Here is a 24,596-nt window from a genome sequence, read left to right on the forward strand (position 1 = left end):
TCATTTTATCACCAAATGACTCTATATTAAAGGTGACCACCTTTATTTTTGATAGATTAAAACTGCTGCTTGTGCAGCAATGCCTTCTTCACGACCAGTAAACCCTAACTTCTCTGTCGTTGTGGCTTTCACATTAATTTGTGAAATCTCTATTTCAAGTAATTCAGCAATCCTTTTTCTCATTGCATCGATATGTGGAGCCATCTTAGGTTTTTGAGCAATAATCGTGCAATCTACGTTACTCAATTCATAGTTTTCCTCTTTTAGTAGCTTCCATACATGCGTTAATAACTCCGCAGAATCCGCATCTTTATACGCTTCATCAGTATCAGGAAAATGTTTACCAATATCTCCTTTTGCTGCTGCGCCTAATAGTGCATCGGCAATTGTATGAAGGAGGACATCTGCATCTGAATGACCTAACAGACCTTTTTCGTATGGAATCGTAATTCCTCCTAAAATTAGAGGACGATTTTCAGCGAATTGATGTACGTCAAACCCTTGTCCAACTCGGATGTTCATCTTATTTCCACCTTTTCTATCATAATTGATTTGTTGTTAAAATAGCTTCTGCATACAGAATATCTTCTTTTGTTGTTAACTTTATATTATCGTACGTTCCTTCTACAATTGAAACAGTTTCTCCTATGCGTTCCACTAAACTGGCATCATCTGTGCCTAAGTAGTTCTCTTCTAGTGCTTGTTCATGCGCTTTTTTAATTAAAGGCAAAAGAAAAGCTTGTGGAGTCTGAATAGCCCACAAGCTGGAGCGTTCTACTGTTTCAATCACATATTGGTTCTCAATACGCTTTATTGTATCCTTCACTCTCACAGCCAAAACAGCAGCACCTTCTGCTTTTGTACGTTGGACAAGCTGATGAATGAGCTCCTTCTTTACAAATGGTCGTGCTCCATCATGAACGAGCACGACATCGACTTCACTCACCGCTTGTAAGCCATTGTACACACTATGCTGACGCTCTTGACCTCCAATGACAATTGAGCGCACTTTACGGATATTGTATTGAGATAAAAGGTGTTCAAATAGCGCTACTTCATTTTTGTTAACAACGAGTACAACACCTTGGCATGCCGAATCCTTTTCAAAGATGGCAAGCGTATGAATGATAAGGGGTGTACCTTGTAAGTGAATAAATTGTTTATTCTTCCCCGCTCCCATTCTCTTTCCTTGACCAGCTGCTGGAATCACAACTTCGTATCTCATTACACTAGCTCCTTATTCTCTCTATTACAGTGCTTTTTCTAATAATTTAGGCTTGGCAAAAATCATTCGACCTGCTGATGTTTGCAGTACACTCGTTACCACCACATCAATATTTTTGCCAATATAATTTCTTCCTTCTTCAACAACGATCATCGTTCCATCATCAAGATAGGCAATGCCTTGATTATGCTCTTTTCCATCTTTAATGACAAGTACATTCATTTCTTCACCAGGTAACACAATTGGTTTAACAGCATTCGCTAAGTCATTTATATTTAAGACCCCTACACCTTGCAATTCACATACTTTGTTTAAATTGAAGTCGTTTGTTACAACGATACCTGATGTTAATTTAGCCAGTTTAACAAGCTTGCTATCAACTTCCTGAATCTCTTCGAAGTCACCTTCGTAAATTTCCACCTTAATGGCTAACTCTTTTTGGATACGATTTAAAATATCTAAGCCTCTTCTTCCACGGTTTCTCTTTAATACATCGGATGAATCCGCGATATGTTGTAGCTCTTCTAACACGAATTGAGGAATGACCATCGTTCCTTCTAAAAAGCCTGTTTGACAGATATCAGCAATTCGACCATCAATGATGACACTTGTATCTAATATCTTGAATGTAGTAGTAGACACTTCTTGTTCATCTTCTTGGCCCTTTTTCTTTGCTATTCTTGCTGGCATTGAAAACAGATTAACGAGCTCGTCTCGCTTTTTAAATCCTACTTGGAAACCTAAATAACCTAATAAAATGGTTAGAAAAATGGGTAATACCGTATTTACAATTTGGATTTGGATTTTATTTAAAGGAATAACCACTAAATAGGCAACAATTAATCCTAAAATGAGACCAAAACTCCCAAACAATACATCGGTAACAGGTGCTTTTACTAATGATTCCTCTATCCAGTGAATAAAATCGACAATATAGTCTACGAGCCAAAATGTAAGAATGAAAAATATGAGTGCACCTAGCAATGCTCGTATATACGATTTATCTAGTAGTGCGATATCCTGAAGACGCAATAAGTCTACAATTTCTGGAATAAACAAAATCCCTAAAGCTCCACCTGTAATAATAAAAAATAATTGGACAATACGCTTTAACACGCCTTCACCTCCCTTTTATCATTATAAACAGTTTACAATGATTGAAACCTGTAATCTAATTGAAAAGACGTTTTGTAACGAAACTGTCATGATTTATGATTATTTTCAAAACATCTTAATAGAAATGAATAACGAATGTCAACTAAAAACCTACAAGTGTCGACTTAATAGGTATTGTTGACGGAGTCTTTTTAGCCCTTCTTTGATTTTACGAGCACGAATTTCACCAATTCCCTCTACTTCATCTAACTCCTCTACGGAAGCGGTTGAAATGTGCTTTAAATCACCTAATTCATCAATTAAGTTTTCAATAATAATTGATGGAAGTCTTGGTATTTTATGGAGCATTCGATATCCACGCGGAAAAACAGTGTCCTCAAAGCTTGTATATAATGGATAACCTAGTAGTTTCAGTAGTACTTGATCATCTAATAAAGTAGTGTGCGAAGGCTCTTGCATTTTCGCTACAATTTTATATGGATCTTGATCGAGGTCATACATATAGTCTTTGATTAGTAACACAGCTTCTTCTTCTAAATGTGACAATAACTCATTCATCTGTAGTCGTATTAGTCTACCTTCAATTCCTAACTCACTAATATAGCTTAGGATTTCATTTTTAATCCGCATAACCATTTCCACACGATGAAGAGATTGAAGCACATCTGTATGTGTCACTTGTTCTTCAAATTCAAGTGCACTTAAACTATTAATTGAATCATCCAACACGGATTTGTACTTTTCTAACGTCTCTAATGCTTGGTTCGCTTTTGCTAGAATTACACTAATATCTTTTAAAACATATTGCAATTGACCTTTATAAAGCGTAATTACATTTCGACGTTGAGAAATAGCTACAACAAGAGAACCTGTTTGCTTTGCTACTCGCTCTGCTGTACGATGCCTCATGCCCGTTTGTGACGAAGGTGTAGAGGAATCAGGGATTAATTGTGCATTAGCGAATAAAATTTTATTTCCTGTATCATTTAAAATAATTGCTCCATCCATCTTAGCTAACTCATACAAGTGAGCAGGTGTAAAATGGCAATTAATAGAGAATCCCCCATCAACTAACTTCTTGACATGATCATTGTATCCTATTAGAATAAGTCCCCCTGTCTTCGCTCGTAGTACATTATCAATTCCTTCGCGAATGGGTGTACCTGGTGCCACAAATTGTAGAATCTCTGAAATTTGCTGTTGATTTGTTACTTTTTCTCCTTCCATCTCCTACCCTCCTAGCGTATACTGAAGAGCTTCAGAAACCGTTGAAACTCCTACAACTTCAATTCCTTTTGGAACTGTCCATCCTCCCAAGTTTTTTTCTGGGATGATTGCTCGCTTAAATCCTAACTTTACCGCTTCTTGAACCCTTTGTTCAATTCGTGAAACCCTTCTTACTTCACCTGTTAATCCAACTTCTCCAACCACTACGTCCGTTGGATTAGACGGGACATCCCGAAAGCTTGATGCGATGCTAACCGCCACTGCTAAGTCAATTGCAGGTTCATCTAACTTCACACCACCCGCCACTTTTAGATAGGCGTCCTGATTTTGAAGCAACAAACCTACTCGCTTCTCTAAAACAGCCATAATAAGTGATACACGATTGTGATCAACACCTGTAGCCATCCGTCTTGGGTTCCCAAAACTAGTTGGGCTAATTAATGCTTGTAATTCTACTAAAACAGGTCTAGTTCCTTCCATTGATGCAACGACCACTGATCCTGCTGCACCTTGAGATCTTTCTTCTAGAAAGATCTCTGATGGATTTAATACTTCTTCTAGTCCACTTTCTTTCATTTCAAATATACCCATTTCATTTGTAGAACCAAAGCGATTTTTTACAGCTCGTAAAATACGATATGTATGATGTCTCTCACCTTCAAAGTATAACACTGTATCTACCATATGTTCTAACAATCGAGGGCCTGCAATTGCTCCTTCTTTCGTCACATGGGCTACTTATATTTGTCTAAAAAACTGATAAAACCTTTAAACCATTGATACGAAAGAGATTTACGGATGATAAAACCCAACTAATGATAAAACTTTATTTCCACTTTAAACTTAAATGCTTTAATCATCAAACAGGTCTTTAAAAGTAGTTTTTGTTTCGCTATAACTTTTTATGTCTATGATGTTATCTCTTAGTTTATTCTCATTACGTTCAACTATTGAGGTACTTTGAACTGCCATCTTTTTCATTTCTTCTTTGTAAAATTCTATATCCTCTTTTAATGAAGATATTTGATTTTTTAATTGAACATTCTCTCGTTCCAACTCTTCTGCGTGAAGTGATTTCTCTAAGCTGAATTGATAAGCCTCTAATAAAGTATCAATTACCTCAACTAACTTATTTTTATTCTTATAATTCTTGATGACTATATCCTCTGCGGAAGGAATATTCCACAATTCTTTGACATCCTTTATAGGAGCAATAGCGGTTATATCTTCTATTTTCTTGTTTAGTAGTTCAATCTCTTTTTTAATTTCCTCATTAAATCTCCATGCTTGAATTGGAATATCGGTATATTTGACCAAATCAGCAATTTTAACCTTATTAGGATTTTTATTTCTTACATATTTATAAAGTAAGTCTTTTAAATGCTCTGTGTCATACTTCTTCGGTCTACCACCCTTATTTTTTTGATTTTTATCTTCTACTGGCATTAGAATTCACCTTCTTTCTTCATTTATTTATATAACGATACAGAGTCGTTTTGCTAACACTTGTTGCATTAGTAATTTCTTTTATTGAATAGTCCTTACTATTATACATTTTTAATGCTAATTCTATATTATTATTCGACTTCGGAGGTCTTCCTCCCTTCCTTCCCCTCATTCTTGAATTCTCAAGTCCTTCTTTTGTTCTTTGTGAAATTAAGTCCCTCTCAAATTGAGAAATTCCTGCAAAAATGGTAAACATGAGTTTACCTTGGGGTGTTGTAGTATCTAACCAGCTTTCTTTTAGAGACTTGATATGAGCACCTTTTTGCTCAATTGCCTCTACGACCTTAAACAAATCTTTCGTGCTTCTGCTCAGTCTTGTAAGTTCAGTTACAATAATTACATCATTTTCTCGCAATTGTTCCATAAGTTTTTCCAATTCTACTCTTTCCAACTTTGTTCCTGTTACCTTTTCTTTATAAATCTTCTCGCACCCAGCTCTCTTCAATTGGTCAACCTGATTATCAAAATTCTGTGATTTTGAACTTACTCTGGCGTATCCAAATATCATCTGTTCCCCTCCTTAGATATACATTTACCTATCCCTAAAGTACCATAAACGTATAAATACATCAATTTTGGGAATTTGATTTTGGAACTGTTTTTGGTTCTGGAATTCAGCTTAATTTCAATAAAAAAATAACTGGTTTCAAAAGTGCCGATAACGACCGTTTTTGAAACCAGTTATTTATTTGGTGGGGGACATATTATATAAAACAATTTTATTACTATTTCAGTTAAAAAGAGCATTATCTTCTCCAAAAGAAAATCCTTTTCCTTTTTAACCCTTCTAAAAATTCAAGTAACTCTCTTGTATCCTTTTCTCGTCTTATGGTCATTGGAGAAAGGGTGGGAAGAGGACAATACACTCTTGATTTAACTATAAATCTCTTTTCTTCCATTATCTAAATACCCCTTTTTGCAAGAATCCGTAGAGCCTTTTGATTCATTTTTCTTACTTTATCAGATAAAAACAATTCTTCTGGAACAATCATCGGTCTTTTGGTTGGATTAGTCGCTTTCTTACATTTTAGTGTCATCACAAATCACCTTTGCTTTCTATGCCTTTCGTTTTTAATACTCTATAATGGGTATCGTATTTTTTGCGAAGCCTCGATAAATTGGTAAAACCCATGATGCCGATTCCTGCTTTTAAAATTTCATCCCATAAAAAATTCTTAGGATATCCGTAATCTTTAATCGCATCAAGATATGCAGTTACACTCTTATCTAACAGATGTTTAGCATCTCTATCCAGTGCATCTTTATCCTTGGATACACCATACTCCATAGTTAATGGTTCGAGTGTTAATTTTACCCCGTTATAAACTGGTGGATGTACATTGCCATCCAAAGTGTGCATAATGGCTGGGTCAAAGATTTCTCCATCTATTTCAACCCAAGAATGACTAAATTGGGTATTGGCTTCATAGTCTTCTACTTCCCCTATCACGAGTTCATTTTCAATTCCCTGCTCCGTTAATAGAATATGTAACATTGCAGAAATCAGATGACATCCCCCCGATGCTTCTTCTGTTTTCGCTAAATAATTTAAAGTGGATTCATATGCATTATGTATCTCTATTGCTTGTGGATGATTAAGTTCAATTTTTTTCATATTACGAATACATTCAGTGGATAAGAATGTTAGAAATTCTAATTTGCTATTAAAATGTGGAATCATCTTTTTCTCCTCGTATTTGATATTTAATTCACGACTCTTGGATAGTTCATACACCTTACTTAACTTGTATCCCAATTACATGAGTATAAAGATTGGGATTAAGAAAGGGAAAAACCACCCCAAAGCTCCGCAAAGGCAAAAAGGATGGTCTTTCTGGTCGTTCTCGTAAATAATCCAATTTTTCGATGAACCAAACCATTAAAGCTCGGTTATATGGACAACAATAAATGTCCAGTATCGTTGTCTCTTTAAGATTACAATAAAAAGAATTAGGTTTCCAGTATATTATCCATAATGTTCCTTTTTAAGGGATTAATTACTTTTATTTTTTTCATTCTTTTTAAAGGATAGAGGCTTTTGTTTTTCACGCATTTGTTGTACATATTCTTGCACTTCATTTGGAAGACTCTTTTTGTATTGGATGTCATTTGCAATCTTATTCAAAAGTTTTGCTACATCCTCTACTTTTTCATTAGAAATGGTCAGCAATAAATAGGATACGGTTTGTTTAGCAACATCCTTATCTAAAAACTCTTTTACACTATTGGTTTCAATTGCTGTGACCAATGCAAGAGAAGATGAAGATAATCTGTAACTTGCCCCACCATTCCTTTGATATTCGTATTCCTTCTTTAGTTCTTTAATAAAATCTTCAAACGAGGCCTCTTCCATACATTTCTTCCTTTCTTTACAATCCATACCTACAATAAAAAGTATTCGGCAAGAAGGTAAACTCTCCTCTTTCAACCTAAACCTTTTCTGGTTAAAAATGTAATAATTTGGTGTTATTATATAAGAAAGGTGTGTGAGAAAATGCTGAGTGAAAAAATGATTGAAGAAATGAAACGGTTTGATGACGCTTTTCCAAATGGACTATTCTGCTACCCTAAGTCAGTAAGGGTAAAAGTTAGAGCACTGAATGAGTATTGCAAAGCAAGAAACATTACTCCACAGGAATTAACAAAAGAAGAGATTAAGAGGTTTATTTCCAAATAAGTACATAAAAAAACCGACCAACTTTTTTACCTTCATTTCCTACTTAGAAATCAATATGATGGTGTGTTATGAAATATACTTGTCCTTGTTGCGGTTATATTTCCCTTGATAGTGAAATTCACGATATCTGCGATATCTGCAATTGGCAAGACGAGCCAGTATCCAGAACTGAACCTGACTTTGAAGGTGGGGTTAATGGTAATGTAACACTTCGCCAAGCCCAATCAAATTTTGCTGAATTCGGTGCATGTGAGAAAGCATTTTTAAAAGTTGTACGCAAACCAAATGAACAAGATAAAAGAGACCCAAAATGGAAACCATTAAAAAATAAAAAGGAGTAGGCTTTTAAGGCTACCTACTCTTTCACATTTTGTCCTAAGAGGACAAGAATAACTAATAACTGGTAATAAAGAAAGTTTTAAAGAAAAGAAAATCGTATTAAAGCTGTTAGATAATATGGATAAGAAACAAGCCTCCTATGAGACTTGTTTAGTTACGAGGACCAAAAAATCTATCTCCATTTAAGTGAATCATATGGTCTGGATTATCAGCTACCCAAATTTCTGTCTCCCATGCAATTTGGTCAATGAACTTTTTGAATCCATTTTTTGCAGACATATCCAAGAATGTTGTAACATAAACAATTCCACAATTACAATCTTCGAGCATAGCTTGGATTTCATTAATTCGTTTCATCGAAATTGGGCCTACAGAAGTGACCGCTTCTATAAAATAGAGCCAGTTCTTTTCTTTCACGTACAGAACCACATCAGGTAGTTTATCATGGTCAGTGATTACTACCCCCAATTCTTCCAACTTTTCTCTGTTCTTAATTAAATCTTTCTTTTTAGTATCTCCTACATAAAGGACTTCTGCACCAGGGGCAAACCTTGGAGCAAACTCTTCGATAATAGCCTTTTGAAGCTGATTATGTGCTCCAGGGCTGAAATGCAGTTTTTGTCCATTCGCAACAACTGGAATCATCGCCATTTCCCTAACTTGTGTATATTGTTCCACTAAGGTTTCATGGTTTTCTAACCATTCTCTCAACTTTTCTTCCCATTCAACCGTTCCATATGCTTGAATGACTTCCAAAGTTTCATCGGCTAAACGATAAGAATACTTCGGACTATTAGTAGCCCTTTCGTCATCGTCATCATTTGAAACTGCAATCGCACCGTCTACAAATTGATGGATGCTCTCTTTTCTAATCGTTTCTCGGCTATTCGGTTTGTATATTTTTCCGTAATGCTTTGCCATAAACTCCATCATATCTACAATCCGCAAGGAATTAATTGAGGCATTAGCCCAACTGTCCTCTTCTTTTACTCCAGCCAATGCCAACAATACATATCCACTTCTATCGTTGTATTGTTTTGGTGGCATACCTAATTGTTTCAATATGTCTTTAGCTTCTTGTAGCTTACCCATTGTAAAAACTCCCTTTTTATCCTGCGTTTGTTCCCTGTCTTGGGTTGACTAAAAACAATTCTTCTATAATCGTATCACAAGTTTCTGTTGTAATGGAGTTTGTTTCCAATATTCTTTTACCCATTCTTTTAATATCTTTTAAGGAAGGAAGTGGGATAGCATTTACTTCTGTAGCATTTACTTGGGTACTGCCATTTAATATTCGATAATACGTATCAATATATGAACTATTAAAAAGAACAAATAATCCATACATTTCTTCTTTAGTCATTTCACCTTCTAATTTCGTAATATAGTTTAAATGGTTCTCAATTCCAACTTTTGCATATATAAAATCATCAGCAAAATAGAGGGAACACTGTACCCTTCTTCGTTCTTCTTTACTTGTAAATCGTTTAACCAATAAATAGTTTTTGCTATCCAATAATACGCTTTGACTTTCTTCTGTATCCACTATATATTGTGGATTCTTTGATACTGGAACAGGAAAAGAAATTCTATTATTAATAAAGTGATTCGCCCATAAAAGGGGAACTGTATTTTCTCCTGGTACTTCTTTGATTAAATCTAATGCTCGAAAATCAACAACAGGTCCAGTCTTTAAACGAAAGCCTAATGATATCAAATTATATTCCCAAGAATTAACAATAGTTAGTAATTCAATCTCTTCTATAGTTGATGGAATAAGCATAAACAAGTTTTCCGAATCCATATCAACGACAGTGCCATAAGGCACTTGTTGGATAAAACTTTCTCCCATAAACATATTTTCAGAGGCAGAAATAGTAATAGTATCAGTTATTTCTGTAGTTTTAATAGCTCTTAATACAATCGCTTCCTGAAGTACCTTATCTCCATCAAATACATCTAATCTGGAATGGAAAAGGTGAATATTGGTTATCCGAACGGTATTTAAGAAATACTCACGAAACTTCCGAAAATAAAGACCAGAGGTAAAACTACGTGGAGTAATAAAAATCATCTCTCCATTTGGTTTTAGTAATTTAGCGGCCATTGCCATAAACAAGAAATATATGTTTGGTTGACCATGTACAACTGAACTCATAACAACAGATTCAGGTTCGGCTTTAGCAATCTTTTTATATGGAGGATTACTGATTATGACATTGTATAATTCTTCTTCTGATTTCTCTTCTCGTCCATTCCAGAAGTCGTCATTACTCAAAATGAAATTCTGGTCAAAAATGGTATAAGTAATCGTCTTTCCATTCTGCTCTAAAACTGTGCGAATAAGTTCCATGTTCTCCCTTAGGAGAGGGAGAACATTTTCATCATTTTCGTATAAGTCAATGTGTATATGTGTAATAGTGTTATGCTCCAAAATTATTTGGCATAATCCACCAGCAAGTATTCCCGTTCCTGCTCCTGTATCTAAAATTCGGATACTTGATTGATTGTATTCCATCAAACTTCCCATAAAGTTTGCAATGGAAGGTGGAGTGAAGAACTGTCCGATTTTCTTTCGGATATTCTTTCCTACTCTTTTTCCATAGTCGATGGTTTTATCATAAATTTGATTAACTAACATAACTGCACCTCAAAGTGATTCATAATCTAACATCTTATTTTAACATAGAAAAAACATGCAGTTAAAAGAACTTACGATTACCTTAAAATCCCAAAAGTAAATGAGACAATCTTCTGCTGATGGTCTGTAAATGGTAACTCCTAATAATTTATAAAATGAAATTTAATAATAGAAATGAGCTTGGAGGTCTCGTTTCTTTTTATGGTAATAAGGAGTTTGAGAGAAAAGTTGAACTAATAGGAAATATGTTACAATATTACTAAGAATTTGAGTTTTGAAGGAGTGTTTTAAATGAAGCTGAGCTATTTAGAAATAAAGAATTATAAATCAGTTGATTATTTAAGGATTCATATAGACTCATTGACAGCAATCGTTGGAAAAAATAACTTTGGGAAATCAACAATTTTAGATGCTATTCAATGCTTTTATGGAGAAAAGGCTGTCGAGGCAGATAACTTCCATTTAGGAACTGATGAAGACATTGAAGTTAAAATTATCTTTGATGACATTACTGATTACGATATTGAAAGATGCTTTGGATATAAAATAATGGTAGCAAAAACAAATTTAAAAATAAAAGAACGAATTGAAGATAATGAGTTTGCAATGAAACAATTAGAAAAATTAAAGAGTGATAGAGATAAGAAATTCAATGAAGTAAATGAAAAGTATAATGTAGATTACCCGAATAAATGCACAATTACAGTCACTTTTTCATATTCAAAAAAAGGAAAAGCAACTTATAGGATAAATGAAAATACTAACATCGCTAAAACTGATTTATTCAAATTTTTACCACCCATTAAAGTCATTTCTGCAATAAGAACACCAGACAAAGAAACCACAGCAGGTACAAAATCCAATTTAAAAGAACTAATATCTTTACTTCAAAGTGAAAATGATTCTGAGGATTACATAGAAATGCCTAAAATAGATGGTAAGCTATCATATGGAGAAATAAAGACCCTGATATCCAAAAAAGAAGAAGAAAAATGTAAATACCTATCGCAAGATTTAACGAAGAATTTTCAAAATGCTATAAATACTGATTCTTTATCTGTAAAAGTTAAGATTGATAACTCTTTTAAATTTGATTTTAAATATAAGACAGTTTTAGAGGATAAGGATGTACCAGGTAGAGAGATTGATATTCTCTCTTGCGGAACTGGTTTACAAAGTATGATGATATTGTCCATTTTACAGACTTATATAAAACTTAAGAAAGATGACGACTTTATATTATTGATAGAAGAGCCCGAAGTATATTTGCACCCCTCATTACAAAGAAAAATGATTGGTACATTGCTAAAAATCAGTGAAAAAAATCAAATCATTTTAACCACTCATTCGCCAATAATAATAAGTAAAATTGATAAAGGAAACATACATTGCGTTAATAAGGATAAGGGAGTCACTTTATTGGTAGAAGCGTCAGTAGAAAATATCATACAAGAGTTAGGTGTGCAAATATCCGATATATTAAACAAACAGGCTGTTATATTTGTAGAGGGTAAAGATGATGCTCGATTGTTTAGTCTCCTTATCAATAAAATTGCAAAACAAAAAGGTTTGGAGACGGACTTTACTGAAAAGTACATTGATATGATTCAGACTGATGGCTTTGATAAAATGAGTTTTTACGCTAACGCTCAAATATTGCATAAGGATGCTGTGAAAGCTCCTTATTGGGTAATTACTGATTCGGATGGAGAGTATATCGAAGACAGAAAAAAGGATTTAATGGAAAAAGGAAAAGCAAATGGTCTGAATATAAATGAAGAACAGTTTAAAATCTTATCAGAATATGCAATAGAATCCTATTTTTTAGCTCCTATATTATTGGAACATGTATTTGGGTTTAACGAAAAGGAATCCTCTCTTTTACATGATACATATTTTCAAAAATATGAAGAGGTATTATGTAGTCTAAGGCAAGGAAAAGGAATTATAAATAAGAAAACCTTTAGGAGTAACTATAAGCCTAAAATAATGTTCTCTAATTTAGATAAGCCAGAAGAGATTATCGAGCTTATTTTAGATAAATACTATAGTGCAGATGTTAAATTCAAGGAATTAAGAAAAAGACTTATAGATGATTGGAATAATCAAAGTGACCCGATAGGATACTTTATCAACCAATTAGATTATTCAGTTCTTGTTAGTTCTAAAATGAATGAAGTGATAAGTCATTTAGGCGAAATAATTGACTCTATAGTAGGTAAATAAGTCAATTATTGAATAAATAATAGGATAATTATATTTATTCTTGTAGGAATTACTGAAATTATTGGAGTGTTTATTATTCTTTCTATCTCGTGTGATAATGGCTTTGATAAAAAACGTCTGAAACATAAGATTGATTATGTTCTATTGGTGCTTTGCGTTTATTTATCATTAATTCTGAGCATTAGTTAATCTAATTGCCAATCCTGTGAATGTACTACAGCATAATAAGGCAATTCCCCCTTGAAAACATCGATAAGAAAGTTATTAATCGGGGATTCCATCATGCTTTGGGGCCCTCGTCATTAGATTTAGTGATAATGAGAAGAGCAGGAGTATCCTGCTCTTTCTTTTTATTTGAAAGAAAAGTAATCGAACTTCCTAATTAACTTCATTATACTGGGTCTTAATTCCAATAATCTTTCTGTACATACCATTTAGCATAATAGGTGAATCCGTTTGTATGGATAATTGCTTAGAAAATGGGTTAGCCACTTGTTCAAATCTCAATCCAATATCTGTACCCAACAAGGAGATAAGCGGTCTTATTCCCCTTTTGAAAAGAGATAGTTCTTGGTTCTCAGGAACGAATTTATCAAATATCAATATTCTCCCTTTAGGTTTCGTTACTCTAATCATCTCTTCCATACACTTATGAGGATTTGGGACAACAGAAAGAAGTAAACTTGCTATTACAATGTCAAAAGATTCATCGGGTAATGTTAAATCCTGTGCATCCATTTGCATGAATGTAATATCTGTATGATGAAACTTTTCTCTTGCTTTATCCAGCATGTCACTGGAAAAATCAATGGCTGTTATGTCGATATCATTATGTGGGACATACTCTAAATCTGCACCTGTACCACAACCTACTAAGAGTACCCTTTCACCCTGAACCCATTCTAAATCCTTAAATACCTCTCTTCTTGCTTTCAAAAAAATTCCTTTATTGAAAAATTGGTCATAAAATGGCGACCATACCTTATAGATAATTTGATTCCATGTGCTATTCATTTTAGGACTCCTCACCTAACAACTTTACTGAGTATCTGTATTCTTTGGGATACTAATAAAATCCTTTATTTTGTGGAATTTTCATAAAAGAAGATTAATTTTTTACACTTCATTCAAATTTACATTTGAATAATAAAAGGGTTAGAGTTATAATATATTCAAATATACATTTGAATGAGAAAGGGGAAATGAATGTGAGTAAAAAGGATACATGTGAAATTTATTGTTACGATGAAGAGAAAGTGAATCGAGTTCAAGAGGAAATCGAGAAGGCAGATATCAGTAATATATCCAAAGTATTTAAAGTAATTGGTGATGAAAATCGTACTAAGATTGCGTATGCTCTTTGCCGAGAAGATGAACTGTGTGTTTGTGATATTGCCAATATCTTAGGTACATCTATAGCAACAGCATCCCACCATCTTCGTACCCTTCATAAACTTGCTATATTAAAGCATCGAAAAGAAGGAAAATTGGCTTTTTATTCATTAGACGATGACCATATTAAACAGTTAATCCTTATTGCTTTGGAGCATAATCAGGAGGTGAAGACACATGTCTGAACAACAACAAACGAAAACGTATAGAGTACAAGGTTTTACTTGTGCAAATTGTGCATCAATATTTGAAAACAACGTCAAAGCACTTGAAGGAGTTCAAGATGCAAAAGTAAATTTTGGTGCATCAAAAGTTGAAGTTATTGGAAATACAACTATTGAAGAGTTAGAAAAAGCAGGGGCATTTGAAAATTTAAAGATAAGAAATGAAAGAGAACAACTCGTTAAGCAAAAACCATTTTGGAAGCAAAAAGAAAACATAAAAGTGTATATCTCAGCATTCCTACTTTTGATTAGTTGGTTGATGACAAAACAATATGGTGAGGAAAGCCTTCTTCCGACTATAGGTTATGCACTTTCTATTTTGATTGGTGGCTATTCCCTATTTATCAAAGGACTTAAAAATCTAATACGTTTAAAGTTTGATATGAATACCTTGATGACTGTAGCCATATTAGGAGCATCAGCTATTGGAGAATGGGGCGAAGGAGCAACTGTAGTTATCCTGTTTGCAATAAGTGAAGCATTAGAAAGATATTCAATGGATAAAGCTCGTAATTCTATTCAATCCCTAATGGATATTGCACCAAAAGAAGCTCTTATTCGCAGAGGAAATAAAGAGATTATGGTTCAAGTTGATGACATTCAAATTGACGACATAATGATAGTAAAACCAGGTCAGAAACTTGCAATGGATGGGATTGTTGTTAAAGGAACATCTACTATCAATCAAGCGGCCATTACGGGTGAATCTGTACCAGTCGTAAAAAAAGTCAATGAAGAGGTATATGCTGGTACGTTAAATGAAGAAGGATTATTAGAAGTAAAAGTCACGAAACGTGTTGAGGATACCACTCTTTCTAAAATCATTCATATGGTGGAGGAAGCACAAGCGGAAAAAGCCCCATCCCAGGCGTTTGTAGACAAATTTGCAAAGTATTATACACCAGGAATTATTATTATTGCCCTATTACTGGCAGTAGTTCCTCCCCTACTCTTAAACGGTGATTGGCAAGAGTGGATATATAGAGGTTTGGCAGTTCTTGTTGTAGGTTGTCCATGTGCGTTGGTCATTTCAACACCAGTATCCATTGTAACAGCCATAGGAAATGGAGCAAAAAATGGTGTTTTGATTAAAGGCGGAATTCACTTAGAAGAAACAGGGGCATTAAAAGTTATTGCATTTGATAAAACTGGAACACTTACAAAAGGTCTTCCTTCTGTTACAGATATAGTCCCTTTCAATGATGAAGAACAAAAAATAATGACGATTACATCTGCAATTGAAAAAGGGTCACAGCATCCGTTAGCTTCAGCCATAATCAGAAAAGCCGATGCCGATAATCTACCTTACAAAGATGTAAATGTTGAGAATTTCCAGTCGATTACAGGAAAAGGTGTAAAAGCAGATGTCGATGGAACAACTTATTATGTCGGTAGCCCAAATTTGTTCGAGGAATTATATAGTGTAGAAGAGAATATTAAACAACGAATAACTAATCTGCAAGAACAAGGAAAAACAGTAATGGTCTTAGGAACTTCTAAAGAAATTATGTCTCTTATTGCAGTGGCAGATGAAGTAAGGGAGAGTTCTATAGAGGCAATTCGTAAACTTCATCAAATCGGTATTGAAAAGACTGTCATGCTTACAGGAGATAATGAAGGAACAGCCAAAGCAATCGGTAAAGAAGTTGGTGTTATGGAAATACAGGCTGAACTATTACCAGAAGATAAGTTAGCTTATATTAAACAGCTTCGTGACAAATATGATAAAGTAGCAATGGTCGGAGACGGAGTAAATGATGCCCCTGCCCTTGCATCTGCAACAGTGGGTATAGCAATGGGTGGAGCTGGAACGGATACTGCATTAGAGACAGCGGATATTGCTTTAATGTCTGATGATTTAAGTAAACTTCCATATACAATTAAACTTAGTCGAAAAGCCTTGGCAATCATCAAGCAAAACATTACGTTTTCATTAGGCATTAAGTTACTTGCTTTGGTACTTATTGTTCCTGGCTGGTTGACATTATGGTTAGCCATCTTTGCAGATATGGGTGCAACATTAATTGTTACCTTAAATAGTTTAAGACTATTAAGAGTAAAGGAATAGCGTTTTTGGGATAAAATAGTTGCAGAAAAGTCGCTTATTCCGTATCAGTTAAGGAGTAGTTTATATGAAGGATAATATGGAAAATTGCCCACACTGTAATACTAATCTACAAGGGGAACTAATACCAAAAGAGCAACAGGAATCCTATGGAGCGACTCATTTCACAAGAAAAATTGGCATATACGACCTTTTGAAGGACCAGACGGTTAAATGGAAATGTCCTGATTGCGGAGATGAATGGGATAGATAATAATTGTTGAGTAATACGAGAGAGAAGTCATAAAAAACTAAAGGTAGTAGATTAGTATCCACTACCTTTTTTCGTGCCCATTTCGATATGATTTCGTAATCAATTAAACTGCTAAAACAGGTGTTTTATACCATGATTTGTTCTTTTTATTTTCTCTCTAATAATCTAAGTAAAGTATCCGCACATGCAAACGCCTGGAAACGCTGTTCTTCTATAAATTCATCTTTTTCTTTGTTAAAAGTGTATTTAATAGACCAAATGGAGTTAGTGTCGAACACACGAAAAAAGATATATAAAGTGTTATTTTGCTTATCAAATTTGTACTCATGGTCTGTTTTGATTTGACGACCAAATTTTAATACTTCTTGTTCAACCATTTCCACACATTTTCTTTCCATTTCTACCTCTTCCAAAATATCTATCAATTCCCTTTGGGTTTCCCTGGACAAGTTTTTAACCATTGTTTCCATTCCAACATTAGTCATAAGGAGATTAAGCATTTTTATTCTTTCTGCTTCGTCAAAAAAGATATCGTTCTGGTACATTTCTGTTTTTTCTGGGGTATTTTCTTCGTATTGTTGATAAGTTATTTTTTGTGGTTCTCTGCGAGGAATAAGTTCCATTTTCAACTCTCCTTAACCTTCATTCTTCTGTTTTTCTCTAATTTCTTTTAGTCCATTTATGAAATGTGCTTCATTTTCTTTTTCCAGGACTTTTAGTATTGTGTTATCGTCTAAATTTGTATGAACCGCCAATTTAACCATTAATTTAACCTTAGCATCTGTTTTACCACTAAAGTAGCCATCTTCGTGCCCTGTCTCATAACCAGTAAAGAAAATATCTTTAAATTGATTCTCAATTGTTTCATATATGCTTTGGATAGAGTCACCTTTGTCTTCCCAAAACTTATTGTAGGCACGATTTAATTGCCATGAATTAAGTAATTCATCCATCCTGTCCAAAAAGATTTCCCCCTCTTCTAATGACATCATCGTTCAAAATAAGAAATCCAGTCTCATATCCGTTACATAGTTATTTCCTTATGTCTTTAATGACGATAAAATTAAGTAGTTCTGAAGGTTTAACACACAACAAAGGACTTATTGCTTCAAAAGTAATTGCTATTGTTAATCTTGCAAATTCTTTAACCTTACTTTTAGCTTCAAAGCCATGAATACTTAAGGTAACTTCACCAATTACAATCTGCAAATTACCGTTCATCATAAAGATATTGATTTGATGTCTCCTATCAATATATACTCTGTTTCTGTGCCATTGTAACTTCCCATCATCAGAATAATAAGAACAAAGTTCTCCTATTTTCCTCTGGATTTTCATTGCTTCAATACTTTTCATAAGTGAGTTGAAATTTCTTCCTTCTCCACTCATAGAAATACACAAATATGCTGTGTTTTTATTTTCTTTTCCTATTGCCCATTTTTCTATTTTCAAATTTATCACCCTGTAAAAAATAATTTACCTATTCCTTCAAGCAAGATAGGATAACAAAAAACACTTCACTCCCCAAAGGAAATAAAGTGTTTTTTGTTAAAATATATATCATTTACAATAATCTGTATTAAGGTATTCATATTATCAACCTCTTACTTCAGGAAAAGATATTTTTATAATGCTTGTCTATTATAGTCAACTTTTTACAAAATGTCACTCATAGTCTGTAGATATATAGTCTACAATTTTTAAAAATGTATCTATGGAAGATAAATATATCAAAATCAAATTTGGACTTGCTGTAAAAAAACAAAGACTTTTGAAAAACATTTCTCAGGAGAAATTTGCAGAAATAGTAGGCCTTCATAGAACTTATATTAGTGAGGTGGAACGAGGTACAAGGAACGTCTCTTTAATAAATATAGTAAGAATAGCTGAAGGCTTAGAAATGAAGACCTCAGAACTTTTTCATAGAATGGAAAAAGAAATATAGGTTATTATGTCTTTGGAAAAGTGTTGTTGGGTTAAGTTTGAGATTTTACTTTATATAACCTGGGAGAAAAAGAAGATTCTATACAAAGACACAGCTTAGTTTATAAAAGTACAACATAATACCAAAGAAACAAAGACCTTGTTACGAGGTCTTTGTTTTTATGTATTCATCAAATCGCTTTAATATATTTGCTGTAACAATCAAAACCAAATGTAGTCTAAAGGTTGAATCATCAATATCTGATAGACCTGGATGGGACCCTTCGGGATGAAGTCTCTTCCAAAATCCATTAATAAATCCTGTGCTATTACCTGTATCCCATTCATTTAAAGATGTATCAAAAATTGGCGGATTGGTTTTTGATAATTCAGCTTTTTTTAAATGGTCACTTTTTATACTCTTTATATGTACTTCCCCATAAATACTCTCGGCCATTTCATGGAATAAACTCTCTACATAAGTTCGTAGCTGTGAATTAGCAGATGCCCATTTTCCATTTTCGTGATTACTCATAGCTTGTCGAAGGTGTCCTAAAGGTGTAGTAAATTTATATTTGTCCAATAATACAAAAATTTCCTCTTTTGATAAAGGTATATTAACACTTTGAGGCACATGATATTTTAACTCATTATCAATAATCGCTAACCCATCTTGTTTCAAAAGTTTAAATATTAAAGGGTATGTATCTTCAAAACTTTTAATTTCTACCTCATACATTTGACTTTCTTTTAAGTAACAAACTTCTTTGTCTATTAATTCCTTTATTAGTTCAAATGATATATCTGAGATTTCTGGATTTTCCTTGTTTTTAAGAAAATAATAAACAATGTTATTAATTCTCTCTGATTTGCTATTTCCAATAGCAATATCTTGTAAATTATATTTTAATGCGTATGTAGTAATTTTTGTGTTAGTTTTTGGTTCAAGAAAAGTGGTTAAAATTTCGGTAAGTAATCTACTTGAAAGCATAAGTTCCCCTCCTTGGATATTTTTAGCATTTATACCTATTTTAATTTATGCTGTAAGTTAGAGCAATTTAAAATATGTTAGTTTGGAAAATATGGTACGAGGAACAGTTTTTCCAATTATTTCACAAAAACCACCCCTTTTTTTAAAAATAGGGGTGGCTTCATCCTTTGATGTTACTGTGGTTTTATTTATTAAAAACTGCATCTATAACTTCACTTAAAGTATTCATTTGAATAACCTTAAGACTTTCAAAATGAATTTGTTTTGGAATTGCTTTTTTGGGGACAAAAGCCCTCTTGAATCCCATTCTATCTGCCTCTTTTAATCTCGCTTCAAGAGAAGGTACTCTTTTCAACTCGCCTGTTAGCCCTATATCTGCAATAAACAGAGTATCGTTAGGTATTCCTTTATCCTTAGCTGAAGATACAATACTCATGATTATTGCAAGATTTGCTGATTGTTCCCTTAATTTCAAACCACCTGTTGATTTTACAACAACATTTTTATTGAAGAAGTCTATCCCACCACGCTGTTCCAGGATAGAAATTAAGGTACTTAATTGTTCTCTTTTTAAATTTTCACTTATTCTTGAAGGATATGGGGTAAAGGACACAGCTACTAAACTTTCGATTTCTACGATTATTGGTCTTGTCCCTTCTCGAACTACAGTCAGGGCACTGCCTGAAACCTCCATATTACCTTCTCTTTGCGTCATAAAGTATTCAGAAGGGTTTTCTATTGGTTTCATCCCATCCTCTGTCATAGAGAAAAATGAGGTCTCTCCTGTGCTTCCAAAACGATTCTTACTTGCTGTTATTCCCCTTAACTCTTCTCCATTTTCGCCATCAATGATTAAAACTGCATCAACAAGGTGCTCAAGTGCTCTAAGACCAGCTATTTCTTCATTTTTATTCATTTGCCCGACTAATAGCACTGCCCTTGGTCTTACACTGTCTTTGGCAATTCTAAGAAGTTCATTAGCACATTCCATTGTTTGAGTTGGAGAACCAGCTCTTGAAGGTAAATGTTCATCTAATGTGAACGTCTGGATACTGTCAACAATGATTAAATCCGCATCTACTTCCTTTATAGCAGTTAAGACATTATCCATACTTGTATCTGAAACTGCCCAAATATTAGAATTCAATTTCCCTAATATTCTATCTGCTCTATTTTTTATTTGGCTCTCACTCTCTTCACCTGATGCATAAAGAACTTTAAGACCTTTTGAGGCTACGTTTTCAGCTACCTGAAGCAAAAGTGTTGATTTTCCTGCCCCTGGTTTAGCAGTAACTATTGTAATTGAGTCTCTTACAATTCCTCCACCCATTACTCTATTAAATTCACCAATATCAGTTACAATTCTATCGCTTTTACTCGACTGTACATCAACTAATCTTTGCACTGGCTTTCTATTAATTTGTGAGCTTTTAACTGATAGAGAATTTTTTTTGGCTTCTACAATAGTCTCCTCAAGTGTATTCCATTTTTCACAGTTTGGACATTTACCAGCCCATTTTATAGTTTCAAATCCACAATTATTACACTTGTACGCAACTTTCTTCTTTATTGGAAAGCACCTCCTAATCTATTTCGTTTAACTTTTCAATATGTGCTAACAATAGAGCTTCCCGATTTACAAGAATATTTAATGCTTTACTTTCTCTTTGTAGTTCCTTTTCATTCATATCATTTATTTGCAGAGTGTCTAACTCATTTCTCCTTGTTTTTGTCATTTCTTCGTAATACCTTTTCAAAAACCCTACTTTTACCTTTATTTCATCTCTTACTACCGAAAGACTATTATTCAATAGTTCAATATCGGAATAATTAGTCTCAGCAAAATTAAACTGAAAATGACTACAAAATAAGCAGTCTTTATCTACACAATCTTTAGGAAAGTTTTGACTATAACATAAACCTCCATCAATTTTTCGGGGCTTTATATTTGTAAACCTTTTGAATGCTAATTGACGCTTATCAGCAGAAGTGAATAAATTATTCACTTCACTATTCTGGCTATTTATATTTTGTTTAATATATTTAGACAGCATAAGGGTATGAGCTTCAGTAAATTCAGCAAGATGACCTAAATAATGATTTTGGGAAAATAGTGTTTCATGGCCCCCAATTTGAGCAATAGTTAAAGGATTAAACCCTTGTAACATCATGGAACAAAAAGCCAAATGTCTTGTATCCCCTGGTCTTAGCTTAACTAAACCAAAATTAAAGTCTTGATTATTGAAATCACCATTATTATCAAATACCTCAAATTGATATTTTTCGCAAATTATTTCTTTATAGAACTCTGCCAATAAATTATCAAAGTCCTTCTTAGTTACTCTTTCTTTAATGACTCTTACTTTAAAAAATTTGTTATTCAAATGGTCAAAACTCATTAAAGAAAAAAGATAATCACCTTCCTCTGTATCAGTAAAGTTAATATAGTCATGGATTAAGTTGTAGATATCTTTGTTGGTCTTTAATTCATCTATAACTGGTATGACCCTTCTTTTAGATAATGGATTTGGCCTTTGCTTTGTCCTCGGAATTTTTATAAAGTATTCATTGTCTTTGGGACTATAATAACAACAATCTTTTTTTAATTTTAGAAATTCGTTTGGTCTCATTGGAATAACAGTTGTGATTCTCCACCATAAATAAATAGGATAGTATTTCTTTTTCAAATTTTCATCTGCCGATGACATAAAATTATTTATCAAGTGGTCGAACCAAACAATGCTTTTATACGGAGGTAATTCTCTTACATTTTCCCCAATAACTTTTTTTCCAGGAATATAGGATAACTCTACTAAGTATTCCTCATAGTCATTTACTGGATAAAAATATAGAAACGAAGTATTTCCATATTTAAAGTCATTTAAGGACTTTTCAGGTCTACTCTCAATATATCGAACAAAATCATCCAGATAATCTTCATCATAAGATTTTGTCATTTTAATTGTTTTCTTAATTTCAGATAATCTTAAACCTATAACTTGGAGTGATATTCTTCTATCATACAGCTCTGTAATAACATAACACTTTAGAGCATTATATAGCGTCTGATTGTATTCAAAGTCAGTAAAATCTAAATGACTATTCCAATCTGTTGTTAAACCATGCCATTTATGATGGTCAAAATTGCAAGTTACATTTAAAATTTTTTCATACTTTAATTCTTCAAACTTCACTTTAAATTCATCTATATTTTCTTTATCAAATTGAATATACCTTTTTCTTGAAATAACTGAGGTATTATCTTGTTTAACAATTTCACGAACCATAATACCTTCATCTTTTAAACCAATTCTTGCTGAATTTCTAAGTTGCCCCACTAAATTCACCTCCTATGTTATCTGTAAAAATTTATCCATCTCCATTTTTTGGTACTTCTCCTTCAACACCTTTAAATCTATAAAACTACTGATATAATTGTTATCAAAGTTTTTATATGCCCTTCTAAAATCCATTAAAATGAACATTAACTGATTTATCATATGTGTATATTTTATCCTTTTATTCAAATTAGATATAGGAGTAGTGTCTAATCTTTCTAACAGGTCAAATAACTGAGTATTTACCACTTCTAATACATAATTTGTCGGAATTAAATACTTACATCCTAAACAAGCTGTTGACGTTGTATAAGAGCAATTTTTAACTCCCTTAATACATTGAGAGTAATCAATTAATGCTGGGGACTGAAATTGAGCTATTTCCTCCAACTTTTCACGAATTTTATCCGATGGCATTGCCATAAGTTCTTTCATTAAAGTCTCCGCTTCTTCATGTCGTGTGTTGACATACTCTGAGATAGATTCTACTGTCAATGGCGAAACTTGGTCACTTACTTGTTTAATTAAATTTGTTTTGTTTCCCAAACTGATTTTTTCTGTATCTGAAATGACACTCAATAACGTTCCTATTTGCCAACCAAAGAAACCTCTTTCAAATAGGTGAAAAGAGATATTGTCTGCACTTACATCTGTATTTGACGTAACTAAATAGACACTCGTAATATCATTTGGTTTATCCAAGTAATCCTTATGTGCTCTTGAATAAGAACTTAGTTGATAAGCAATATGTGCTTTTCCTTCTTGGTTCACCGCTGTTTCAAATTGATAGGTCATTAAAGTCCGATTACATTTCAAACTTGAAAAAGCTGGTAAATCTTCGCCCAATACTAATTTATAATCGTGAGAACGCAATTTAGATGATAAGAGATGGTCACTATTCTCTTTTGAATTTCTTCTGTGGATTTCACAAACAACAAATGCAAGTGCTGTAGGAATAGTTAATCCAATTACGAACTTCGCTTTTGCTTTTGTCTTATCTGTTCTAATTTCTTTACTTTTAATCCTTACATCATTTATAACTTTTTGTGCTAATTCCAGACTAAACTCATTAGTATTAAACCACTCAAATCCATAAATCTCGATTATTTCAAGAGAAGGCGAAGGTATTTTTTTATAATCAGATTTTCTCCACGCTAAAGAAAGGTGTAACAGCATTAACAGCCATGTTTCCGCATATCTTCTGCTTAATATTGCCTTTTCAAAATGAAAATCTATATCACATAACTGGGTACAGATTGCTACCCATTCTTTTTTTGAATAAATTCTCTCTTCTTCTTTTTCTATTTGTCTTTTATCTACAACACTTGAAGAATAGTCGTCTGTATATGAACATACCTTTAACTTTTTACAGTGTTTTAAAAAATTGAAGATTAGTTTGTCAACAACGATTCAAATTTCCCCAATTTCAACGAAATGAAATTCCCCATTATGA

At 33.3% G+C, this 24,596-nt stretch carries 25 protein-coding genes and 1 pseudogene; 6 read left to right on the forward strand and 20 right to left on the reverse strand.

Annotation, left to right across the window (positions count from 1 at the left end; translation table 11 throughout):
* Window positions 1–42: 42 nt before the first annotated feature.
* From ispF to DIS06_RS14685, 10 genes and pseudogenes are all read right to left on the reverse strand, one after another.
* A complete protein-coding gene (gene ispF, locus DIS06_RS14645; protein WP_110113979.1) occupies window positions 43–522 on the reverse strand; it encodes a 2-C-methyl-D-erythritol 2,4-cyclodiphosphate synthase in 480 nt (159 codons plus the stop codon).
* A gap of 19 nt (window positions 523–541) precedes the next feature.
* Window positions 542–1,225, reverse strand: a complete 684-nt coding sequence (ispD, locus tag DIS06_RS14650; RefSeq protein ID WP_110113980.1) for a 2-C-methyl-D-erythritol 4-phosphate cytidylyltransferase — start codon at window positions 1,223–1,225, stop codon at window positions 542–544.
* Between the two features lie 24 nt (window positions 1,226–1,249).
* Window positions 1,250–2,341 carry a PIN/TRAM domain-containing protein gene (locus tag DIS06_RS14655; protein ID WP_110113981.1) on the reverse strand — a complete coding sequence of 364 codons (1,092 nt, stop codon included), beginning with the start codon at window positions 2,339–2,341 and terminating at the stop codon, window positions 1,250–1,252.
* A 150-nt stretch (window positions 2,342–2,491) separates the two neighbouring features.
* On the reverse strand, window positions 2,492–3,568 hold the full coding sequence (gene disA, locus DIS06_RS14660; RefSeq protein WP_110113982.1) for a DNA integrity scanning diadenylate cyclase DisA: 1,077 nt from the start codon (window positions 3,566–3,568) through the stop codon (window positions 2,492–2,494).
* A 3-nt stretch (window positions 3,569–3,571) separates the two neighbouring features.
* A pseudogene (locus tag DIS06_RS14665) lies at window positions 3,572–4,306 on the reverse strand (magnesium chelatase domain-containing protein); the annotation flags it as partial.
* A gap of 114 nt (window positions 4,307–4,420) precedes the next feature.
* Complete coding sequence (locus DIS06_RS14670; protein ID WP_110113983.1) at window positions 4,421–5,014, reverse strand: hypothetical protein; 594 nt, start codon at window positions 5,012–5,014, stop codon at window positions 4,421–4,423.
* A gap of 19 nt (window positions 5,015–5,033) precedes the next feature.
* A complete protein-coding gene (locus DIS06_RS14675; protein WP_110113984.1) occupies window positions 5,034–5,582 on the reverse strand; it encodes a recombinase family protein in 549 nt (182 codons plus the stop codon).
* Window positions 5,583–5,976: 394 nt separating this feature from the next.
* Window positions 5,977–6,111: a hypothetical protein gene (locus DIS06_RS20765; protein WP_275425432.1), complete on the reverse strand. Its 135-nt coding sequence runs from the start codon at window positions 6,109–6,111 to the stop codon at window positions 5,977–5,979.
* Complete coding sequence (locus tag DIS06_RS14680; RefSeq protein WP_110113985.1) at window positions 6,111–6,755, reverse strand: lasso peptide biosynthesis protein; 645 nt, start codon at window positions 6,753–6,755, stop codon at window positions 6,111–6,113. Before DIS06_RS14680 ends, DIS06_RS20765 begins: the two co-directional genes overlap by 1 nt.
* A 312-nt stretch (window positions 6,756–7,067) precedes the next feature.
* A complete protein-coding gene (locus tag DIS06_RS14685) occupies window positions 7,068–7,502 on the reverse strand; it encodes a hypothetical protein (protein WP_162595982.1) in 435 nt (144 codons plus the stop codon).
* A 66-nt stretch (window positions 7,503–7,568) separates the two neighbouring features.
* Here DIS06_RS14685 and DIS06_RS14690 point away from each other — a divergent pair, with 66 nt between their 5' ends.
* Complete coding sequence (locus DIS06_RS14690; protein ID WP_110113987.1) at window positions 7,569–7,751, forward strand: hypothetical protein; 183 nt, start codon at window positions 7,569–7,571, stop codon at window positions 7,749–7,751.
* 68 nt (window positions 7,752–7,819) lie between these two features.
* Window positions 7,820–8,092: a CPCC family cysteine-rich protein gene (locus DIS06_RS14695; RefSeq protein WP_110113988.1), complete on the forward strand. Its 273-nt coding sequence runs from the start codon at window positions 7,820–7,822 to the stop codon at window positions 8,090–8,092.
* 148 nt (window positions 8,093–8,240) lie between these two features.
* Here DIS06_RS14695 and DIS06_RS14700 read toward each other — a convergent pair whose 3' ends face one another.
* Both DIS06_RS14700 and DIS06_RS14705 read right to left on the reverse strand, forming a co-directional pair.
* The gene (locus tag DIS06_RS14700; protein ID WP_110113989.1) at window positions 8,241–9,182 is read right to left on the reverse strand and encodes a BsuBI/PstI family type II restriction endonuclease; all 942 of its coding nucleotides are present in this window, start codon (window positions 9,180–9,182) and stop codon (window positions 8,241–8,243) included.
* A 16-nt stretch (window positions 9,183–9,198) separates the two neighbouring features.
* Window positions 9,199–10,731, reverse strand: a complete 1,533-nt coding sequence (locus tag DIS06_RS14705) for an Eco57I restriction-modification methylase domain-containing protein (RefSeq protein WP_110113990.1) — start codon at window positions 10,729–10,731, stop codon at window positions 9,199–9,201.
* Window positions 10,732–11,022: 291 nt separating this feature from the next.
* Here DIS06_RS14705 and DIS06_RS14710 point away from each other — a divergent pair, with 291 nt between their 5' ends.
* Window positions 11,023–12,957, forward strand: coding sequence for an AAA family ATPase (locus DIS06_RS14710; protein WP_110113991.1), 1,935 nt, complete (start codon window positions 11,023–11,025; stop codon window positions 12,955–12,957).
* A gap of 378 nt (window positions 12,958–13,335) precedes the next feature.
* Here DIS06_RS14710 and DIS06_RS14715 read toward each other — a convergent pair whose 3' ends face one another.
* Complete coding sequence (locus tag DIS06_RS14715) at window positions 13,336–13,971, reverse strand: class I SAM-dependent methyltransferase (RefSeq protein ID WP_110113992.1); 636 nt, start codon at window positions 13,969–13,971, stop codon at window positions 13,336–13,338.
* Window positions 13,972–14,165: 194 nt separating this feature from the next.
* Between DIS06_RS14715 and DIS06_RS14720 the strand changes: the two genes are divergently transcribed.
* Together DIS06_RS14720 and DIS06_RS14725 are read left to right on the forward strand one after the other, a co-directional pair.
* Complete coding sequence (locus DIS06_RS14720; RefSeq protein ID WP_110113993.1) at window positions 14,166–14,534, forward strand: ArsR/SmtB family transcription factor; 369 nt, start codon at window positions 14,166–14,168, stop codon at window positions 14,532–14,534.
* Entirely contained in the window at window positions 14,527–16,641 is a 2,115-nt protein-coding gene (locus DIS06_RS14725) for a heavy metal translocating P-type ATPase (RefSeq protein ID WP_110113994.1), read from the forward strand. The genes DIS06_RS14720 and DIS06_RS14725 overlap by 8 nt, the downstream gene beginning before the upstream one ends.
* A 396-nt stretch (window positions 16,642–17,037) precedes the next feature.
* Here DIS06_RS14725 and DIS06_RS14735 read toward each other — a convergent pair whose 3' ends face one another.
* The 3 genes from DIS06_RS14735 to DIS06_RS14745 form a co-directional block, all read right to left on the reverse strand.
* A complete protein-coding gene (locus DIS06_RS14735) occupies window positions 17,038–17,514 on the reverse strand; it encodes a hypothetical protein (RefSeq protein WP_110113996.1) in 477 nt (158 codons plus the stop codon).
* 12 nt (window positions 17,515–17,526) lie between these two features.
* On the reverse strand, window positions 17,527–17,853 hold the full coding sequence (locus DIS06_RS14740) for a hypothetical protein (RefSeq protein WP_110113997.1): 327 nt from the start codon (window positions 17,851–17,853) through the stop codon (window positions 17,527–17,529).
* A gap of 70 nt (window positions 17,854–17,923) precedes the next feature.
* Window positions 17,924–18,343, reverse strand: a complete 420-nt coding sequence (locus DIS06_RS14745; protein WP_110113998.1) for a hypothetical protein — start codon at window positions 18,341–18,343, stop codon at window positions 17,924–17,926.
* Window positions 18,344–18,605: 262 nt separating this feature from the next.
* Between DIS06_RS14745 and DIS06_RS14750 the strand changes: the two genes are divergently transcribed.
* Window positions 18,606–18,836, forward strand: a complete 231-nt coding sequence (locus DIS06_RS14750) for a helix-turn-helix domain-containing protein (RefSeq protein WP_110113999.1) — start codon at window positions 18,606–18,608, stop codon at window positions 18,834–18,836.
* Between the two features lie 141 nt (window positions 18,837–18,977).
* On the opposite strand, the gene DIS06_RS14755 is transcribed toward DIS06_RS14750, so the two are convergent.
* The 4 genes from DIS06_RS14755 to DIS06_RS14770 all read right to left on the reverse strand — a co-directional run bounded on the left by DIS06_RS14755 (window position 18,978) and on the right by DIS06_RS14770 (window position 24,319).
* The gene (locus DIS06_RS14755; RefSeq protein ID WP_110114000.1) at window positions 18,978–19,805 is read right to left on the reverse strand and encodes a hypothetical protein; all 828 of its coding nucleotides are present in this window, start codon (window positions 19,803–19,805) and stop codon (window positions 18,978–18,980) included.
* A gap of 184 nt (window positions 19,806–19,989) precedes the next feature.
* Window positions 19,990–21,393, reverse strand: a complete 1,404-nt coding sequence (gene radA / locus DIS06_RS14760; RefSeq protein WP_343287505.1) for a DNA repair protein RadA — start codon at window positions 21,391–21,393, stop codon at window positions 19,990–19,992.
* Window positions 21,389–23,143: a hypothetical protein gene (locus DIS06_RS14765; protein ID WP_110114002.1), complete on the reverse strand. Its 1,755-nt coding sequence runs from the start codon at window positions 23,141–23,143 to the stop codon at window positions 21,389–21,391. The genes radA and DIS06_RS14765 overlap by 5 nt, the downstream gene beginning before the upstream one ends.
* A 12-nt stretch (window positions 23,144–23,155) precedes the next feature.
* A complete protein-coding gene (locus tag DIS06_RS14770) occupies window positions 23,156–24,319 on the reverse strand; it encodes a hypothetical protein (RefSeq protein ID WP_110114003.1) in 1,164 nt (387 codons plus the stop codon).
* Window positions 24,320–24,596: the final 277 nt, after the last annotated feature.

The sequence above is a fragment of the Bacillus sp. CGMCC 1.16541 genome (genome assembly GCF_003184905.1).
Classification (GTDB): Bacteria; Bacillota; Bacilli; order Bacillales; family Bacillaceae_H; genus Priestia.

Bases quoted from the DNA above. Each gene is read 5' to 3' on its own strand.
- DIS06_RS14725 (WP_110113994.1), top strand. From the start codon at position 14,527: ATGTCTGAACAACAACAAACGAAAACGTATAGAGTACAAGGTTTTACT.
- DIS06_RS14705 (WP_110113990.1), bottom strand. From the start codon at position 10,731: ATGTTAGTTAATCAAATTTATGATAAAACCATCGACTATGGAAAAAGA.
- DIS06_RS14700 (WP_110113989.1), bottom strand. From the start codon at position 9,182: ATGGGTAAGCTACAAGAAGCTAAAGACATATTGAAACAATTAGGTATG.
- DIS06_RS14715 (WP_110113992.1), bottom strand. From the start codon at position 13,971: ATGAATAGCACATGGAATCAAATTATCTATAAGGTATGGTCGCCATTT.
- DIS06_RS14690 (WP_110113987.1), top strand. From the start codon at position 7,569: ATGCTGAGTGAAAAAATGATTGAAGAAATGAAACGGTTTGATGACGCT.
- DIS06_RS14670 (WP_110113983.1), bottom strand. From the start codon at position 5,014: ATGCCAGTAGAAGATAAAAATCAAAAAAATAAGGGTGGTAGACCGAAG.
- DIS06_RS14695 (WP_110113988.1), top strand. From the start codon at position 7,820: ATGAAATATACTTGTCCTTGTTGCGGTTATATTTCCCTTGATAGTGAA.
- DIS06_RS14675 (WP_110113984.1), bottom strand. From the start codon at position 5,582: ATGATATTTGGATACGCCAGAGTAAGTTCAAAATCACAGAATTTTGAT.
- disA (WP_110113982.1), bottom strand. From the start codon at position 3,568: ATGGAAGGAGAAAAAGTAACAAATCAACAGCAAATTTCAGAGATTCTA.
- DIS06_RS14770 (WP_110114003.1), bottom strand. From the start codon at position 24,319: ATGCTGTTACACCTTTCTTTAGCGTGGAGAAAATCTGATTATAAAAAA.
- DIS06_RS20765 (WP_275425432.1), bottom strand. From the start codon at position 6,111: ATGACACTAAAATGTAAGAAAGCGACTAATCCAACCAAAAGACCGATG.
- DIS06_RS14755 (WP_110114000.1), bottom strand. From the start codon at position 19,805: ATGCTTTCAAGTAGATTACTTACCGAAATTTTAACCACTTTTCTTGAA.
- DIS06_RS14750 (WP_110113999.1), top strand. From the start codon at position 18,606: ATGGAAGATAAATATATCAAAATCAAATTTGGACTTGCTGTAAAAAAA.
- DIS06_RS14735 (WP_110113996.1), bottom strand. From the start codon at position 17,514: ATGGAACTTATTCCTCGCAGAGAACCACAAAAAATAACTTATCAACAA.
- ispF (WP_110113979.1), bottom strand. From the start codon at position 522: ATGAACATCCGAGTTGGACAAGGGTTTGACGTACATCAATTCGCTGAA.
- DIS06_RS14710 (WP_110113991.1), top strand. From the start codon at position 11,023: ATGAAGCTGAGCTATTTAGAAATAAAGAATTATAAATCAGTTGATTAT.
- ispD (WP_110113980.1), bottom strand. From the start codon at position 1,225: ATGAGATACGAAGTTGTGATTCCAGCAGCTGGTCAAGGAAAGAGAATG.
- DIS06_RS14680 (WP_110113985.1), bottom strand. From the start codon at position 6,755: ATGATTCCACATTTTAATAGCAAATTAGAATTTCTAACATTCTTATCC.